This window comes from Chromohalobacter moromii (assembly GCF_023091865.1).
Taxonomy (GTDB): domain Bacteria; phylum Pseudomonadota; class Gammaproteobacteria; order Pseudomonadales; family Halomonadaceae; genus Chromohalobacter; species Chromohalobacter moromii.
Genome location: NZ_JAHXDI010000004.1, coordinates 38,850 through 55,374, shown reverse-complemented (window position 1 = coordinate 55,374; position 16,525 = coordinate 38,850). Strand labels below are relative to the sequence as shown.

General features: G+C 58.2%; 17 protein-coding genes and 2 pseudogenes. 8 read left to right on the top strand and 11 right to left on the bottom strand.

The features are described from left to right. Positions 1-36: 36 nt before the first annotated feature. The 6 genes from KZO83_RS13130 (at position 37) to KZO83_RS13105 (ending at position 6,193) form a co-directional block, all read left to right on the top strand. The gene (locus KZO83_RS13130; protein ID WP_247621131.1) at positions 37-1,218 is read left to right on the top strand and encodes an ABC transporter ATP-binding protein; all 1,182 of its coding nucleotides are present in this window, start codon (positions 37-39) and stop codon (positions 1,216-1,218) included. Between the two features lie 4 nt (positions 1,219-1,222). Then, positions 1,223-1,954 (top strand): ABC transporter permease, encoded by a 732-nt coding sequence (locus KZO83_RS13125; protein ID WP_097023069.1) that lies wholly within the window; start codon positions 1,223-1,225, stop codon positions 1,952-1,954. A gap of 86 nt (positions 1,955-2,040) precedes the next feature. Next, positions 2,041-2,925 (top strand): glycine betaine ABC transporter substrate-binding protein, encoded by an 885-nt coding sequence (locus KZO83_RS13120; protein ID WP_247621130.1) that lies wholly within the window; start codon positions 2,041-2,043, stop codon positions 2,923-2,925. 86 nt (positions 2,926-3,011) lie between these two features. Next, on the top strand, positions 3,012-3,914 hold the full coding sequence (locus KZO83_RS13115) for a glycine betaine ABC transporter substrate-binding protein (protein ID WP_247621129.1): 903 nt from the start codon (positions 3,012-3,014) through the stop codon (positions 3,912-3,914). A 104-nt stretch (positions 3,915-4,018) separates the two neighbouring features. Then, entirely contained in the window at positions 4,019-5,338 is a 1,320-nt protein-coding gene (locus KZO83_RS13110) for an MmgE/PrpD family protein (RefSeq protein ID WP_247621128.1), read from the top strand. Positions 5,339-5,350: 12 nt separating this feature from the next. Next, a complete protein-coding gene (locus KZO83_RS13105) occupies positions 5,351-6,193 on the top strand; it encodes a nitrilase-related carbon-nitrogen hydrolase (RefSeq protein ID WP_247621127.1) in 843 nt (280 codons plus the stop codon). Positions 6,194-6,276: 83 nt separating this feature from the next. Here the strand turns inward: KZO83_RS13105 and KZO83_RS13100 are convergent, their stop codons facing one another. Next, complete coding sequence (locus KZO83_RS13100; protein ID WP_247621126.1) at positions 6,277-6,753, bottom strand: YbhB/YbcL family Raf kinase inhibitor-like protein; 477 nt, start codon at positions 6,751-6,753, stop codon at positions 6,277-6,279. A 226-nt stretch (positions 6,754-6,979) separates the two neighbouring features. On the opposite strand from KZO83_RS13100, the gene KZO83_RS13095 reads away from it, so the two are divergent. Then, positions 6,980-7,126 carry a DUF1153 domain-containing protein gene (locus tag KZO83_RS13095; RefSeq protein WP_247621125.1) on the top strand — a complete coding sequence of 49 codons (147 nt, stop codon included), beginning with the start codon at positions 6,980-6,982 and terminating at the stop codon, positions 7,124-7,126. Between the two features lie 184 nt (positions 7,127-7,310). Here KZO83_RS13095 and KZO83_RS13090 read toward each other — a convergent pair whose 3' ends face one another. From KZO83_RS13090 to KZO83_RS13065, 7 genes and pseudogenes are all read right to left on the bottom strand, one after another. Continuing rightward, complete coding sequence (locus KZO83_RS13090) at positions 7,311-8,978, bottom strand: UvrD-helicase domain-containing protein (protein WP_247621124.1); 1,668 nt, start codon at positions 8,976-8,978, stop codon at positions 7,311-7,313. Next, a complete protein-coding gene (locus tag KZO83_RS13085; RefSeq protein WP_247621123.1) occupies positions 8,975-10,900 on the bottom strand; it encodes an ATP-dependent nuclease in 1,926 nt (641 codons plus the stop codon). Before KZO83_RS13085 ends, KZO83_RS13090 begins: the two co-directional genes overlap by 4 nt. Further along, positions 10,890-11,143: pseudogene (locus KZO83_RS13080) on the bottom strand (IS481 family transposase); the annotation flags it as partial. The gene KZO83_RS13085 and the pseudogene KZO83_RS13080, both read right to left, overlap by 11 nt. A 320-nt stretch (positions 11,144-11,463) precedes the next feature. Next, positions 11,464-11,678: pseudogene (locus KZO83_RS13075) on the bottom strand (aldehyde dehydrogenase family protein); the annotation flags it as partial. Between the two features lie 66 nt (positions 11,679-11,744). After that, entirely contained in the window at positions 11,745-12,227 is a 483-nt protein-coding gene (locus tag KZO83_RS16500) for a GNAT family N-acetyltransferase (RefSeq protein ID WP_418904311.1), read from the bottom strand. 97 nt (positions 12,228-12,324) lie between these two features. Next, the gene (locus KZO83_RS13070) at positions 12,325-12,729 is read right to left on the bottom strand and encodes a VOC family protein (protein ID WP_247621122.1); all 405 of its coding nucleotides are present in this window, start codon (positions 12,727-12,729) and stop codon (positions 12,325-12,327) included. A gap of 459 nt (positions 12,730-13,188) precedes the next feature. Further along, positions 13,189-13,554: a winged helix-turn-helix transcriptional regulator gene (locus KZO83_RS13065; RefSeq protein ID WP_247621121.1), complete on the bottom strand. Its 366-nt coding sequence runs from the start codon at positions 13,552-13,554 to the stop codon at positions 13,189-13,191. Positions 13,555-13,646: 92 nt separating this feature from the next. Here KZO83_RS13065 and KZO83_RS13060 point away from each other — a divergent pair, with 92 nt between their 5' ends. Beyond that, positions 13,647-14,381: an SDR family NAD(P)-dependent oxidoreductase gene (locus KZO83_RS13060; RefSeq protein WP_247621120.1), complete on the top strand. Its 735-nt coding sequence runs from the start codon at positions 13,647-13,649 to the stop codon at positions 14,379-14,381. A gap of 225 nt (positions 14,382-14,606) precedes the next feature. On the opposite strand, the gene KZO83_RS13055 is transcribed toward KZO83_RS13060, so the two are convergent. From KZO83_RS13055 to KZO83_RS13045, 3 genes are all read right to left on the bottom strand, one after another. Continuing rightward, the gene (locus KZO83_RS13055; protein WP_247621119.1) at positions 14,607-14,996 is read right to left on the bottom strand and encodes a VOC family protein; all 390 of its coding nucleotides are present in this window, start codon (positions 14,994-14,996) and stop codon (positions 14,607-14,609) included. A 129-nt stretch (positions 14,997-15,125) separates the two neighbouring features. Continuing rightward, on the bottom strand, positions 15,126-15,893 hold the full coding sequence (locus tag KZO83_RS13050) for a TIR domain-containing protein (RefSeq protein ID WP_247621118.1): 768 nt from the start codon (positions 15,891-15,893) through the stop codon (positions 15,126-15,128). A gap of 176 nt (positions 15,894-16,069) precedes the next feature. Then, positions 16,070-16,432, bottom strand: coding sequence for a hypothetical protein (locus KZO83_RS13045; RefSeq protein ID WP_247621117.1), 363 nt, complete (start codon positions 16,430-16,432; stop codon positions 16,070-16,072). Positions 16,433-16,525: the final 93 nt, after the last annotated feature.

The window sequence follows — 16,525 nt, the reverse complement described above, 5'->3', positions numbered from 1 at the left end:
ACCACAACAGGCTGCCGACCCGACAAGGACCGCTTCATGATTCGACTCGATAACTTGACCAAGGTCTTCGACACGCCCAAGGGCGCGGTGACCGCCGCCGACCACATCAGCATGGAGGTGCCGAGCGGCGAGATCTGCATCCTGCTCGGCCCCTCGGGCTGTGGCAAGACCACCACCCTGAAGATGATCAACCGCATCATCCGCCCGACCTCGGGCAAGGTGTTCATCAACGGCGAGGACACCACCAGCCTCGACACCCAGGACCTGCGCCGCAACATCGGCTACGTGATCCAGCAGATCGGTCTGTTCCCCAACATGACCATCGAGGAAAACATCACCGTGGTGCCCAAGCTGCTGGGCTGGGACAAGGCCAAGTACCGAGAACGCGCCCGCGAGATGATGCACATGATCGCGCTGGAGCCGGATGCCTTCCTCAAGCGTTATCCCAGCGAGCTTTCCGGCGGGCAGCAACAGCGCATCGGCGTGGCCCGGGCGCTGGCCGCCGATCCCCCCGTGATGCTGATGGACGAACCGTTCGGCGCCATCGACCCGATCAACCGGGCGGTGATTCAGGACGAATTCCTGAAGATGCAGCAGGACCTCAAGAAGACGATCATGTTCGTCAGTCACGATATCGACGAAGCGATCAAGATGGGCGATCGCATCGCCATCTTCCGTGAAGGCAAGCTGGTCCAGTACTCGGAGCCGGACGAGCTGCTCGCGGCGCCCAAGAACGACTTCGTCGAATCCTTCCTGGGCGAAGACCGGGCGTTGAAGCGCCTCAACCTGGTCAAGGTCCGCGATCTGGCCAGCGAGGAAATCGGCCTCGTCCGTCCTGACGACACCCTGGCCACCGCGCTACAACGCATCGAATCCTACGGTTATCTGAACAGCATCGTGATGGTGAACCACAAGCGTCAGCCGGTGGGCATCATCACCGCCCCCGTCGCCCGCACCACTCAGGGCCATTGTCGCGATCACTACCAGAGCGTGCCGGTGGTGGTCAGCCTCGACGACGACCTGCGCAAGGTCGCCTCGCTGATGTTCGCCCACGACATGACATGGGTGCCTTGCGTCGACGACGACGGCCGCATCGTCGGCCAGATCACCCAGCGCGCGATCACCCATCACCTGGGGTCGCGCTACCGCGCCCATTCCAAGGGCGATGACGGCGTCGCGCTCGACGAGGCCTCTCCGTCATCGGCCCCCAAGGAGTAAGCCCATGCCGACGCTGAATCTTGCCGGCGCCGGGCGTTTGCTGGTGCTGGTGGCCGTCTTCCTCGCCGGTGTCTGGAGTCAGTCCAGCGGCGTGATCGACGACTTCATCTTCTATCTGCCCGACGTCCATTACCTGGCCGTGCAACACCTGTGGCTGACCGTCATGTCCGGTGGCCTGGCGATCCTGGTCGCCATCCCGCTGGGCATCTGGCTATCGCGCCCCAGCATGGCGCGGGTCGCCGAATCCATGATGCAGGTCCTCAACGTGGGCACCACCATCCCCACGCTGGCCGTGCTGGCGCTGTCGATGAGCTTTCTCGGCATCGGCACCGTCCCGGCGGTCTTCGGGCTGTTCGTGGCCACGCTGCTGCCCATCGCCCGCAACACCTATACCGGGCTCAAGGGCGTCGATCCGGCCCTCAAGGAAGCCGCGGCGGGCATCGGCATGTCGCCCACCCAGCGCCTGCTGCGGGTCGAACTGCCCAATGCGCTGTACGTCATCTTCGCCGGCATCCGCACGGCGCTGGCGATCAACATCGGGACGGTGCCGCTGGCCTTCCTGATCGGCGCGGGCGGTCTCGGTGAGCTGATCTTCACCGGCATCGATCTCTACGACCCGGTCATGATGCTCTCCGGCGCGATTCCCACGGCGTTGCTGGCGGTCGTGGTGGACATGCTCATCGCCATCACCGCCTTCGTGGTAGTGCCGCGCGGGGTGAATCCGGGCCGCGCCTAGCGGACGCCCTCGACGGCTCGAACCCGACAATCAACCGCTATCCAACAAGCAACGGCTGTCCAACAAGCAACGAAAGGAGCGACACCATGAAAACCTTGATTCCCCTGCTCACCGGCGCAGTGCTGGCCAGCAGCCTGGCCACCGCCCAGGCGAACGAGATCGTGGTCGGCGGCAAGAACTTCACCGAGCAGCAGATCCTTTCCAGCATGACCACCCAGTACCTGGAAGGCCTCGGCTACGACGTCGAGAAGCGCGCCGGGCTGGGCTCCGCCGTCCTGCGCCAGGCTCAGGAAAACGGTCAGATCGACCTCTACTGGGAATACACCGGCACCTCGCTGATCAACTACAACGACGAATCCGCCGAAGGGTTGACCGTCGACGAGACCTACCAGAAGGTCAAGGAACTCGACGCCGAGAAGGGCCTGGTATGGCTCGAGCCCTCCGACGCCAACAACACCTACGCGCTGGCCATGCGCGAGGCAAGCGTCGAGGAAACCGGCATCACCTCGCTCAGCGACCTGGCCCAGGCAGTCAACGACGAGCAGGGGCTGACCTTCGCCATGAACGCTGAATTCTACGCCCGTGAAGACGGCTGGCGCCCGCTGCAGCAAGCCTATGACTTCCGCGCCAGCCGGGGCGACGTCAAGCGCATGGACTCCGGCCTTGTCTACCAAGCGCTGCGCGACGAGCAGGTCGACGTGGGGCTGGTGTTCGCCACCGACGGCCGCATCCCCGCCTTCGACTTCCAGGTGCTCGAGGACGACCAGAACTTCTTCCCGGCCTACGCGCTGACGCCGGTGGTGCGCCAGGCGACCCTGGACGCCAATCCCGAGCTGGCCGAGCAGATGAACACCCTCTCCGGCCTGCTCGACAACGACACCATGTCCACCCTCAACGCTCAGGTCGATGTCGACAAGACGCCCATCGAACAGGTGGCCGAGAACTTCCTCGAGGAAAACGACCTGCTGTAATCGCCATTCCGCAGACAGCGGGCACCGTGCCGGCCGACGGCGCACGGTGCCCGCTGCCTTCCCCTTCTCAGGCAAGAGTGTCACCCATGCGACAATCCCTGCTCCCGCTGATCGGCGGCCTGGCTCTCGCCAGCACCCTCGTCAGCCCCCTCACCAGTACCGCCGCCCACGCCGAGGACATCACCGTCGGCGGCAAGAACTTCACCGAACAGCTCATCCTGTCGAGCATGACCACGCAATACCTCCAGGCCCATGGCTACGAGGTTGACCAGCGCGCCGGCATGGGCACCACGGTGCTGCGCCGCGCCCAAGAGAGCGGCCAGGTGGATCTCTACTGGGAATACACCGGCACCTCGCTGATCAGCTACAACAAGGTGACCGAGGACCTCTCGCCGGAGGCCACCTACGCGCGCGTCAAGGAACTCGACGCCGAGAAGGGGCTGATCTGGCTCGAGCCCTCCGAGGCCAACAACACCTACGCCCTGGCCATGCGGAAAGACGACGCCGAAGCACGCGGCATCGCCACCATTTCCGATCTCGCCGACGTCATCAATGGCGGCCAGGAACTGGTGCTCGCCTCCAACGCGACCTTCTACTCGCGCGATGACGGCCTGCGCCCGATGCAGGAGACCTATGGCTTCGAGTTCGGCCGGCGCAACGTGAAGCGGATGGACCAGGGCCTGACCCTGACCTCGCTGGATCAGGAAGAAGTCGACGTGGCGATGACCACGGCGACCAACGGGCGCATCCCGGCCCTGGACCTGACCGTCCTCGAGGACGACAAGCACTTCTTCCCCGACTATGCGCTGACCCCGGTGGTCCGCGAGGAAGCGCTCGAGGCGAACCCCGATCTCGACGAACGCATGAACGCGCTCTCCGCCCTGCTCGATGACAGCACCATGGCGCGCCTCAATGCCCAAGTCGACGTCGACAAGCAGCCCGTCGAGAAGGTCGCCGAGCGCTTCCTCGAGGAGCACGACCTGCTGTAATCGGCACGCGGAGCCAGGCTCCGCCGCCGACCGCGACGCGGGCCGCTTCATACCGGCCCCGTCTTTCGTCACGCCTTTCTTCGCCAGCACCCGAGGCCACTGCCATGCACGACCACGCCCCCCTCGACTGGATGCACGGGGTCGATCTCTCCACCCTGGACGACGCCCACCTCCATCAGGCCAAGCGCTGCCTGCTCGATCTGCTGGGCGTGGCCGCTGGCGCCACCCGCACGCCGCTGGCCGACAAGGCCACGCGCTTCGTGACCTCCCAGCATGGCGGCGACCGCCCGCTGCTATTCACCGCCGGCCAGGCCTCGCCCACCGGCGTCGCCCTGCACGGGGCCTGGCTGATCGACGCGCTCGACGCCCACGACGGCCAGGTGCTGACCAAGGGCCATGCCGGCGTGGCCCTGCTGCCCGGCTTGCTGGCGCTGCCCGAGGTGGCCGACCTCTCCGGGCGCGACTTCCTCGCCCTGCTCGCCTACGGCTACGAGATCGCCACCCGCGCGGGGATCGCCCTGCACGCCACCAGCCCGGACTACCACACCTCCGGCGCATGGAATGCCCTGGGCGTCGCCGCCGTGGCCGCGCGCCTGCGCGGGGCCGATGTCGAGACGTTGCATCATGCCCTCGGCATCGCCGAGTTCTATGGCCCGCGCAGCCAGATGATGCGCTGCATCGACCATCCCACGATGCTCAAGGACGGCTCCGGCTGGGGCGCGATGACCGGCATCTCCGCCGCCCTGCTGGCCGAGGATGGCTTCACCGGCGCCCCGGCGCTGACCGTGACCGCGCCGGACGTGGCCACTCTCTGGCAGGACCTGGGCGAGCGCTGGTATCTCCACGAGCAGTACTTCAAGGCCTACCCGGTCTGCCGCTGGGCCCAGCCCGCGGTGGAAGCCGTGCTGTCACTGCCCGCGGAGCAACGCGACCCCGCCGCCATCGCGCGCATCGAGATCGTCACCTTTCACGAGGGCAAGCGCCTGCACGTGACGCACCCGACCACCACCGAGCAGGCCCAGTACAGCCTGCCCTGGTCCGTCGCTTGCGCTTTGGGCCGAGGCACCGTGGATGTCGCCGGCGTCAGCGACGAACTCGACGCCCCGGATCTCAAGGCCCTGGCCAGCCGGGTGGAGATTCACGAGGATGACACCTTCAATGCGCGCTTTCCCGCCGAGCGCTGGGCGCGCGCCCGGCTGCATCTGGAAAGCGGCGAGGTCATCGAAAGCGCCGACTTCGAGGCGCGCGGCAACCCCGATCGCCCGCTTTCGGACGCCGAGATATTCGCCAAGTACTGGGCGCTGGCCGATCCCGTGCTGGGCGAACGCGCAGCCCGGCTGCACGACGTGGTGATGAGCCTCGAGGCACGTCCGGCAAGCGACCTGCTGGCGCTGCTCGGCGCACCCACGTTTTCCAAACAATAGCGAGACGCCACCATGCACTACCAGGATCACCTGCGCGTCGGCGCCGCGCAGATCAACGCCAGCCTCGGCGATGTCGACGCCAACCTCGAACGCCATCTCGCGTTCATTGCCGAGGCACGCCGCAAGGGGCTCGAATTGCTGGTCTTCCCCGAGCTCTCGCTGACCGGCTACGGCCTGGGCAACCGGGTGATCGACGTGGCCTGCCCGGCTCATGATCCGCGCCTGGTCGAGCTGGCCCGCGCCGCCGACGAAATGCAGGTGGTGGTCGGCTTCGTCGAGGAAGCCAGCCCCGGCGAGTACTACAACGCCCTGGCGATTCTCCAGCACGGCAAGCTCCAGGCCGTGCACCGCAAGCTCAACCTGCCCACCTACGGTGGCCTGGAAGAAGGCAAGCTGTTCACCCATGGCAGCGAGCTCACGCATCTTCCGGTGTGCCCCGGCTGGTCGGCGACCTCGCTGATCTGCGCCGACCTGTGGAATCCGGGGCTGGTGCACGCCGCCCTGCTGGCCCGCCCCACCGTTCTGTGCGCGCCGATCAACTCGGCCTCGGGTATCGTCAGCGATGATTTCTCCAACGAAAAGAACTGGCCCCTCAACCTGCAGTTCTACGCCATGACCTACGGCACCCCCGTGATCATGGCCAACCGCTTCGGCCCCGAAGGCGACAGCCATTTCTGGGGCGGCTCATGCATCCTCGGCCCGCAAGGCGAGACCCTGGCCGTGGCCGAGGATGGCGAGACGCTGATCGAAGCGACTCTCTCACGCACCGCTATTGCCCGCGCCCGCTTCGAGCTACCCACCCACCGCAATGCCGACACGCCACTGGTGCGCGAGTTGATGAACGGCTATCGCTGAACCAGGCCCCAAACGACACTCGGCGCCTCCCAAGGGAAGGCGCCGAGTGTGTGTGAAGCGGGATCTAAACAGTCAAAGACGAATCAGTCGCGGCGATAAGTCCCCACCAACCGACTCATGCCAAGAATATGCGGCTCAAGCTCGTTGAGCAGTTCCGGCTGCGTCAGCCCCTCGGGCAGTTCGGTTTGGGTGTCCAGCGCCAGCACCCAGAAATAATACTGGTGCGGCCCGTGGCCCTCCGGCGGCATGGCACCGCCATAACCGATGGCGCCGCCATCATTGATGCCGGCAGTACCTGTCTTAGTGCCCTCTTCCAGCGAGGTGACATCCGCCGGCAGGTTGTAGAGCAGCCAATGCACGTAACCGTAGCTGCCATCCTTCACCAGCGGCGCATCCGGATCGTGGCAGATCACCGCGAAGCCCTTGGTCCCCGCCGGCGCATCCTTCCAACTCAGGGCCGGGGACACATCATCACCTTCCGACGAATGGCGCTTCGGAATCGCCCCATTCGGCGTGAAGGCGGTGCTTTCGACTTGCATGCTGGACGGTGCAAAAGGCATGGCGATCCTCCCATGAAACGCATTGAAACAATGAACCGAGCAACGCCCTCATGGCGGCTCTTCCCTACAAGGTGATGGCACCAGTGGAGGATTCAACCCTTTGGTGCGGCCCAGGTAAACGCTGGGCTGCTACCTAAGATGTGAGTTCTGTGTACGAATGCTTAGGAGGTCACTTGCCGAAAAGTAAGAGGGATGTGGCTGCAAACGGCCAAAAGCGGTCGACGAGATGGGCAACGAACCCACCGTCAAATGCTGGAGCGCGAAGCGCAAGGCCGCTGTGGTCATGGACATCTTCAAGGGCAAGACCACCGTCGCTGAAGTGGCTCGACGGCATGACCTCAACGTCTCTGAGGTCGAAGGCTGGATCGATTAGGCCCAGCGCAGCATGGAGAACGGGGGCAGGGCCCGACCCAAGGATATCCGCAAGCAGTATGAGTACAAGCTGCGGGAAACCTAGGAGGAGCTGGGCGAGGCCCATCTGCAGATTTATGCACTAAAAAAAGTTGCACTGCCTGCTCAACGAGGACGAGAACTCGGTACTGACAGCGGGGTAATTATCACCTCACGAACGGTATGACATAGCCTAAGTACTCAGCTTGAGAAGAGCGTTGCTCATCCCAGCGTCTGGTGTGCCCAGCCGGACGCTCCCGCTGGTCTGTATGGGTTAGCACAAGGCGCCTTTTAGCCCGCGATACGCCAACAAAATATGCGCAACGGTTTTCATCTTGGTTACCAAAGAAGATTTCGTTTTCAACAGCCATGATGATGACCGAATCGAACTCAAGACCTTTGCTCTTGTGAATGCTTAAAATGCGTACCGCCTGGTTATCTGAAAACCGGCCAAGAGCTTTCGGTAAATCGGGTTCCAGCTCGAGAAGCTCATGTATGCGTGCCTTAGTGCTTCGGATGACCTCTTTGAGCCGATCATGAGACTCATAGTCAGGCGATAGAGCTACGAGGGTTTTGAGACTGACTTGTTGCAAAAAGGCTTTAACAAACTCCCACCAGCCAGAAAAAGGGTCGTCGGCCAGGGCAGTAAGAGCCGCTTCTTTCCGTTGTTGCTTTATAAGTTGGTTTAAATCCTTTCGAGCATTAGCCTGAATATCTTCATCTGCAAAGGGAACCAGCTGATTCATGAGCCGAATCCAGGCTTGTGGCTCGCGTTGACTGTAGAGGCAAGACAGGTAGTCTACAATCAATCGAGCGGCGGGCTCGACCGTGATGTCCTGCATTTGCTGTTCATTGCGAAAAGGGATGCCTCGCACCTCCAGTGCCGTCATGAGGTGGTCCGCGTAAAGATCGAGCTGCTTGGAAATGAGAACCGCAATTTCCGCGGGCGGTAGCTGTTCATTCTTTATCCAGCTATCAATCAAGTCTGCTAGATACTCAGCTTCCTTGCGGCTGTCCGCGAAGTGCCAGACAAATACCTCGCCCTCGTCACCGATAAGCTGTTCATCGGGCATGACGGACGTTGGATCGAGCACCCGGATGATTTCGTTCTGCAGGCGTAGCAATCTCGACTTTGAACGAAAATTGCGGTACATATTGAGCGGTGTCGCTGAAAAATCGACTGAAAAGGTCTGGAAAATGCCGTCCAGAGCCCCTGCCCAGCCCATGATTTTTTGCTTAGTATCGCCCACTGCCGTAAGGCGAATTTTAGTTCCTTGGAATGCGAGTTTCAGGAGCTTGTACTGAAGATTGGTGCAGTCTTGGAACTCATCAAGGAAGACATCGCTGTAGGTCTGTCGGATAGCATTCCGTGCCATTTCTGATTTTTGAAGGATCTGGATGGCAAGCGGAACCAGATCGGAAAATTCAATGAGGTTGCGCGAGGGCCCTGTTTTCCGGTCAGCAATTTTGTAACCGGCATCCAGCTCAGCATCACCGGTTAGCACTGGCCGGAAGCGGTCGATAATACGCTTGGCAAAAGCGTGAAAGGTGTAGCTGTCAAACCTTGAGGCCAGCTCAGAGCCACAGCGGTGCTTAACACGCTCCTTCAAATTGCTGCTAGCGTCGACCTTGAATGAGATAGCCAGAATTCGTTTAGGGTAACGGCAGGTGCCTGTACGTAGTAGGAAATCAGCCCGCTGCGCAAGCATTTCAGTTTTTCCTGCACCTGGGCCAGCCGTAAGAGCAAGGCTATGAATCTGCTCCTTGGCTGCACGCAGGGCGTTAGGCTCTAGCGTTAACCCATCTGCGGGCTGCCAGTCATCGACACTTATCACTCTGGTAACTCCTCGAGTTTAGCAATCACGGCATCGGCCAAGCGTCCTAGTGATCCGGGCATATTAGCGAGAATTTCCACATCGCGGAGGCTGGCGAGAGATTCGATATGCGCTGCTGGTTTACTGCCAAGCTTGAAACTATGATGATAAGTACCAAAAAACTCTTGTTCATACTCGCTGTATTGACTTGCATCGTGGTGACTTCTGCCGAGCACAGCCTTGATCGTTGAATTAACAGGCTTTTCTCTCACTACGCCGTAGGCATTCGGGTAGGCAAGTAGCATCGCAAAATCGAGATCTAACGGAGAGGAAAAAAAGATCCCCTTGCCTTCGAGGGTGTCGAAAACATCCGTCATGCTGTCACCAAAAAAATGATGAGTACGTATCGGTATCTCGTCATCATTCCATTTCGAAATTTCCCAATCAGTAGGAAGAGAATTCTGGGGATCAATTTTCTTCAGTTGGTCGTTTACATACTTGATTCGACCCCATCCAGCGTGGTAGCGCGAAACATCTAGATCAAGTAGGGTCAGATAGGGAATTTGAAGATTAGAAAGTAGACGCCAAAAGTGGTTAACATGACGCCCTCCCAAGGGCGCTATTGTGACTCCAGACTCATCTACAGGAGCACCTTTGGACTGAAGTAGTCGGGGAAGGACAATTTCTTCGCTGTCTCCCTCACCTAGAACTACAAGGCGAGAAAAATAGACTTCCGGAAAAGCTTGCACTGCCTCTCGCACAAACTTATGTGCTTCGTCCGAGGTGTCAGGCAGCTGGATGTGGGTAACTCGCGATGTTCGCCCATCGGTCAGGCGCAGGTACCGGATCTTCTCGGGATCCACGCGCCGCAGCATCGATGGTGCGTGAGTGGCAATCAGCGCTTGCGCGTCGCCTTCTCCGGTCATCAAGTCCAGGGCTTTGACAATACGCCCGAGGTAATGGGGCGAAAGACTGTTTTCTGGCTCTTCCACTGCAACCAGCGTAAAGACAGGTGGCCGCAACTTGTCAGCATCGAAAGATTTATTTTTTCCTGCAAGTACGGAGCGGCTTATAGCCTGCGATGATAGCACGAGTGATAGGTATAGCATCGACTTCTGACCATCACTCAGTCGTGAGAAGTCCACCAAATTCTCATCGTGTCCTGGTGAAAAAGACACCGACATATGCCTCAGTAACGCTTCAATCTCAGAGGCCACGAAGGTGATTTTCGGAGAGGTAAAAAAACTGCCTTTGTGTAAGGTTTCCCAAGAAGCTTTCAAGCTTTTGCTGAATGCATCTACCGATGGATTGGCTGCTAGGCTATCACTAATTTGGTCAGTGAGACCATTTATGACGTCACGTTCTGCATCCCAGTTTACCGCTCGCAGCATGCGCCCAAGCAACGCATTGGTGCTGTAGGCAATGTGGTCGGCCGGATCACGGCGGGCTGGCAAGTAGTGAACATAGATATGATTGCGCTCAGATCGGGGTACCTGCGCTGTGTTGAGCGGCGAACCATCATCATTAATGTCCAAGATATAGACCAAGTTTTCTTCAATGTCGCCATCCGGTCCCATGCTAGCACTGAGGCGAAAGCGCACCCGCGGGATGCCATCCGCCTCATCAAGTCGCATGTGGCCAAAGTTAGGGGCAACGGTGCTGTTATCTTCATCTTCTGTCAGTTCGTGGAATAAGAAGTCGGCTTCTATCCAGAGCTGGCGCTCTTCCGGCACTTCAGCCTCATCGAAGGGGACGTGAAAGTCAGATCGCAGAATGCGGCGCAAGGATGGGTCGAAAGCAAACATGCGACACAGCGCTTGTAGTGCAGCTGTCTTACCTGAGCCATTGGGGCCAATAAGGAAAGATATATCATCTAGCCCGAGTTCTTCTGGCTGCGCCCCAAAAGACTGGAAATTGCATAGACGAATCGTTTCAAGTTTCATATATGTCGGGCCCCGTGTAATTAACCACCCGCTTGGTAAATAGTTCAGGATGTTTGGTCTGCCATTCCTTCATCATCGCAATTGGTGATTGATGGTGCAGCGCCTTCTGCGGGATATGGTGATTGTACAGCCCAGTGTAGCGTTTGAGCGTCTGCTTCAGGTCCTCGCCTGAGGTATACTGATGTGGCCGTTGAAGCGTTCTACCATGTCATTCGTCTGCAGCTTGCCCGACTTGATCAGGCGGCATGTCGAGAGATGTCATGGGATCTCCTACGATTTTCATGTGGCCTAACAAGCATGCAGCATTCGCCGGCTTGGCCGCTTGGGTCGATACCAGCCTCCCCCTCTAGCCCCTACCGCTTCGGCCACGTTACCGCTATGCAAAGCACTGAACGCTCTACCATCCGGTTCATCAGGTTGTATCGGCAACACCGAACAATACTTAACCTAGCTTAATTTAACGTCGATTAACATAGCGCTACACGAAAGGCGTACACACAAAACGCCCGCGCCGTGTGGGCGGCGCGGGCGTGGGGTTCAGCCGTGCGGGTGGTACATGAGGTGAAGCTGAACTGGGCGGTTTCCTGGGCGGAGCGCTTCGGCCAGCGTTGGGAGATGGCCTTACGGCGGGTGTAGAAGCGCACGGCGTCAGGGCCGTAGGCGTGCAGGTCGCCGAACAGTGAGTCCTTCCAGCCACCGAAGCTGTGGAAGGCGACCGGAACCGGCAGCGGGACGTTGATGCCAACCCCATGCCGACTTCGATGGCGTCATCTTTGCGAAGCGTAAAAAGGCTGTCCGGCGGGGCCCATTCGAGCCGGAACGCACTGGAAGGACTGCCTAATACCTAATCCTCGGTTTTAGCCATATATACCGCCTCTTGCCCATATGCCGATAGATCACTCTTAAGCGGCTCACCTACATGCACAATTTTGAAGCCATGACGCAGCCAATACGATGACGCCCCTTGGATAGCGACCAAGGATATTCTTTGGTATCCCCTGTGCCGTACGACATCTAGCACAGCGTCCAGCATGTGTTCTGCGGCACCAGCTTTACGGGCAGTGGGAGTTACCGCCATATCATGGATGCACACACTATCCGCATTGGGAGGCACTGGGTACGCAGCGCCATTTAAGTCAGGCACTTCACCAAACACCCATGGAAGAGATACAACGTAGCCCACCACCAGATCCCCCTGGACTGCCATGAAACAAAAATCAGGGGCAACAGAGAGCTTTGCGGAAAAGGAATCTACTGTTTCAAGAAGGCTCTCGCTGTAGCACTCCCGCTGTATGCGAGACACTTCCGGCAGGTCGGACGGTGACATTCTTCGGATTTTCACGTCAGGATACACCCTGTATTTTTTAAGTATAATGCTGCCCCCACTCTAGTGGGAGAAGTCCACATCGTTGTACTTGTCCTTATTATGTATCGTTACCATCTCTTTCCATCCAAACATTTGCTTTTTCCTCAAAGTCAGGACGCTGTACAGGCACCACGCAGAAACGTTGGCCACTCGGTGCCTCCAGTATCGTGAAATGACGTACTTTCCCCACCTTCTTCGCGCCTAGTCGCTCAAGTCTTACCACTTCGGCTTCAATGTCATCAGCTTCTATATCTAGATGAACACGACTGGGATGGCTTACTTTCTGGATAAGTATCTTCGGCTGTGATGGATCGGCTTTTAGCTCTCGGTAGTTTTCGTCCCCAGGCTCCATATTGCAGTCAAGGACTTCACAGCCTAGCGCAGATCCCCAGAACGCAGCGTCACTGGCAAGGTCATCAGTTTCACAATCTATAACGAGCGTTTGCAGTCTGCTTTTATGCATATATCAGCTCCTGAAGATGTATAAAAACCATCATATAGCGAGCTCGTATAACAGGTTTAACGAGCATCCGCGTTCATAATTTTATGCTCCGCACCAAACCTTTTATTCACAATGACTATACGTTTTACCTCGCCATATAACACCAATAACCACGCCTACCACTTTGCCCCAATGTGGGCCTCGCGCCGACATCGCCCACTCGCCCCGCTATCTTCCACCTACGCTACCGCCAAGTGCAGCGTTGCATGCTCCACCGCTTCGCTATCAATGTACCTGAGCTTCTTTGTGCTTCCTAAGAAGGCAAGTCCTTAATTCCCCAACCTAGCGTGATCTAACGTCGATTAATAGACACAGAAACGCCCACACCGCTGTGAGCGGCGCGGGCGTGGGGTTCAGCCGTTGGCGTGGTTCAGGAGGGGAAGCTGAACTGGGCGGTTCCTGGTCGCTGCGCTTCGCTTGCTACCGACTGGTTTTCCGGCGGTCCATCGCCGCGGCAATGTCCTCTTCGTGCTCTTCGCCCCAGCCACAAAGCGGCTCCATGGCCCGCACCAGACTCGCCCCGAACGGCGTCAGCGAGTAGTCGACGCGCAGCGGGATCTCTCCATAGTCGGTTCGCTGGACGATGCCGTCAGACTTGAGCTCCTTCAACTGTTGGATCAACATTTTGTCGCTCACGCCCCGGACGCTTCGCTTGAGCTCGCCGTAACGCGTCGGTCCCTTGTCTAAAAAGAACAGAATCAACGGTTTCCACTTCCCGGAGATCACGTGCAGCGTCGCATGCAGGCCGCAAATGAAACGTGGGTTTTCTGAGTTTTCTTTCGCCATAACGAGTACTTACCAAAAGGTGCATACTTGAACATTTGTAAGCGGCTTATATATCGTTAAAGCGAATCGAGTCAATACACGGAGACCCAACTATGAGTCGGCTACACGGTAAAATCGCATTGATCACAGGCGGAGCCAGCGGCATCGGCCTGGCCTCGGCCCAACGCCTTATCGAAGAAGGCGCCTTCGTCTTCATTACCGGACGGCGCCAGGACGTCCTCGACAACGCGGTTGAGGCACTGGGATCCAACGCCCGGGCCGTCCAGGCGGATGTGACGAAGCCGGAGGATCTCGACCGCGTCTTCGACACGATCCAGAAAGAAAAGGGGCATCTGGACGTCCTGGTGGCCAACGCGGGCGTCGGCGAATTCGCCAGCCTGGGACAGATCACCGAGGAGCACTACGACTACATCTTCGATATCAACGTCAAAGGCACCCTCTTCACCGTCCAGAAGGCCCTGCCCCTGATGAAGAACGGCGGCTCCATCATCCTTACCGGCTCCACGGTGGGCAGCATGGGCACCCCCGCGATGAGCATCTACAGCGCCTCTAAGGCGGCTGTCCGAAACCTGGTGCGCAGTTGGGCCCATGACCTCAGAGGCACCGGCATTCGCGTGAACGTCATGTCTCCTGGCCCGACCAAAACAGACAAGCTGATGGAACTGCTCCCATCCGACGCCCTGAGCGAGATGAACCGGACTGTACCGCTCGAGCGTCTGGGCGATCCCAAGGAAACCGCAGGCGCAGTGGCGTTCCTGGCGTCCGACGACAGCAGCTTCATGACGGGGAGCGAGGTGTTCGTTGACGGGGGCTACGCGCAGGTTTAGGGCTAGGCGGAGAACGGGAGGCAATGAACCAAAAGGGGTCAGATAGATTTTAAATCGGTCAGCTTGGTTAAAAACAAATCCACCTGCCCCATTTACATTGATCAAATAGAACCGATCTTCCCCTTTGGTTTTGGCTTTCCTTGCACATAACGATTTGCATGAACGGCGCGTCCGGTGGAGGCTCATCGGGCCGGAACAAATTTAATGCATTTGTCGGGCGCGCGCTCATGGAAACGAGAACATGTTGACAAGTAGCCCGTTCGGGTCCGCTATCATAAACCGCCTCATCCCGAATTCCTCATAGCATAGCTCGTGTGCCAATTCGAAACCACGGGCCTTCACTGCAGCGTATTTCGACTCAACATCTTCTACCTGCACCGAGATGATGACGCCCTGTGCAAGGTGCTGGAAAGGCCGGGGGGTAAACTCATGGTCGAGGCGCATGATACCGATTTGCAGTTCCGGCTTTTCGGGCGACGCCATCTGGATGTACCAGCCCTGATGCTCGAATCCAACGACAAAACCCAGCAACTCTTTGTAAAAGTCGCGAGTCTCTTCCATTTTGTCAGTGCAAATGTTCGGAAGCAGCCTCGTAACGGCGGTGCCTTCAGTCACAGTTCACCCGCTTGGTTTGATCAGTGCTCGATGCTCAACGCATAACTAACCGGCGCGAGGTACGAGCGTCCGGTTGAGTGCCGTGTTAGCGAGCCGTCAGCGCCTGAGCCTGCAGCAACGGAGGACTACTCACTCTTCCTCCTCCGGAATTACCGCCGCCGCGATCTTTTTGGCGATGTCCTCAACTGAGTTGTACTCCGTTGTAAATCCAGCGAGGTCGGGCAGGATTCCACTGTATTTCTTAACATCCTCGAACGTGGCGTTGTGAAGGACAGGGATCAAGATATTCTTGCTTAATAAGGCACCAAGCTCCCTTTCGGTCCAAAACCGACCGGTGAGATAGGCTGGCGTGAGTAGTGCAATGCCCGACCGAGCCTTCTGCAGACCTGCGTCCATCTGCAGCGACTGACTGCGCCCAGGGACGATTGCTACTTCGTCGAACCACACTGCAACTCCGAGTTCTTCGAGGGCGTCCCGAAGCGCGGATGCGACTTCCCCTCCATCGATTCGAGCGTAGCTCAGGAAAGTGTCATACTCTCTGGGGTCGAGCTGACCGACCGCAGTATGCACGCGGTCGGCCAGCTGCTGTTCAGGTTCAGTATATCGGACGCCGGTGGGGCTAGACCGAAGCTGACGATTAAGCTCGGCAATGACCTTTTTATTGTGGGTATTACGTTTTCGCACCCCGGCATTGTAGTCAGAGACTACTTTTCTGTTGTGAGCTTCGACTCGGCGATTGTGAGCGTCCACCTTCCTTTTATTCTCGCGGTTCACCTTGTCGACTTCGCGCTGTAACTTCTGCTCCGCCTGGCGCGCTTGCTGCTTGGCTTTCTGCTCGGCCTGGCGTTGCGCTTGGCGTATCTTCTGATTTATCTGGTTTGGATTGAAACGCGCCATGCCTACCTCCCTATCGAAACGTGTTCACCCTAGCTTTAGGGTCCATCGTCTACTTTCGACGACTCAAACGTCCCTCCGCAAAACTCGCCACCTCGAGCCGCTAAAGCCCGCAGTATGCGCGGCTTTGTAGTGAAGGCGAAGTCGCAACGAAAAAGTCGTCGCCGTGCCTGCGATTGTTATGACTCTTCATCAGGCTTGGCATCTATCACCATTACGCTACAAGACTGCGGAAGAAGTTCTTTGATCTCTGCCGCCGAGTATCCTTTTGCGTGAAATATTTTTTTATCTTCGGTAGTGATTATAACTTCCCTACTGTTTCTGGCTTCGATCCAAGCAATTATCACCTTGGCGATTGCATTCCAAGGCATGGCGTCAGAAACAGCGCTAATTACTTCTTTGAACCCAGAGGCTTGCGGGGCCGTAGAAAACGTTACAGTCCGACTATGAGCAATGCCAGCTTCGTCTAATGCACGCAGGAAGGATTCTTCACTATGCTTAAATAGAGTGAGCTCCAAGACACTTACACTTTCTGTTTCCATGATTTGCTACGCCCCCTACTTAAAGTCATAAAGCTTTGCTCACCGGAAAATTGGGAGCGCAGCGAGTAATTTATCCTTGTGCTGCAATTTGTT